Below are 446 nucleotides of genomic sequence, written 5' to 3'. Positions count from 1 at the left end.
GCCTACATCTTCGCCAAGAACAACGTGGTGCTCAGCGCCGCCCAGTTGGAGGGCGCGAACAAGCTGGTCACGCTGTCGGGCGACCATCGCGGCAACGTGTTCGCCGGCGCCTGCTTCGACCCGCCCGGCCGCTACCTGTTCGTCAACATCCAGACGCCGGGCATCACCTTCGCGATCACCGGTCCCTGGGCCAAAGGCCCGCTGTAATTGCACATACCTAAGCACACCTAGACAAGGGGAGCACCATGACCATCACCAAATCCATCCTCGCGTTCGCCGCCGCGATGACGCTGGCCGCATCGAGCCAGGCCGCCGTCCTCCTGACTTCGGAGCTGTCGGCCGGCAACACGATCACCGACTACAGCCGCGCCGGCAGCGTTTCCTTCGACCTCGGCCTGGAAAAGCTGGGCACCAGCCGCTTCAGCTTCCCCATCAAGGGAGAGGGA

Annotated in this window: 1 protein-coding gene and 1 pseudogene; both read left to right on the top strand. The window is 64.6% G+C overall.

Translation table 11 applies throughout. The features are described from left to right. A partial coding sequence (locus tag KVT32_RS28785; RefSeq protein ID WP_217619279.1) for an alkaline phosphatase PhoX occupies positions 1-207 on the top strand: 207 nt, incomplete at its 5' end. 38 nt (positions 208-245) lie between these two features. Next, positions 246-446, top strand: a pseudogene (locus tag KVT32_RS28780) (hypothetical protein); the annotation flags it as partial.

Origin of the sequence: Achromobacter sp. GbtcB20 (genome assembly GCF_019091095.1) — a bacterium.
GTDB lineage: Bacteria > Pseudomonadota > Gammaproteobacteria > Burkholderiales > Burkholderiaceae_B > Achromobacter > Achromobacter mucicolens.
This window is presented reverse-complemented; position numbering and strand designations above follow the sequence as displayed.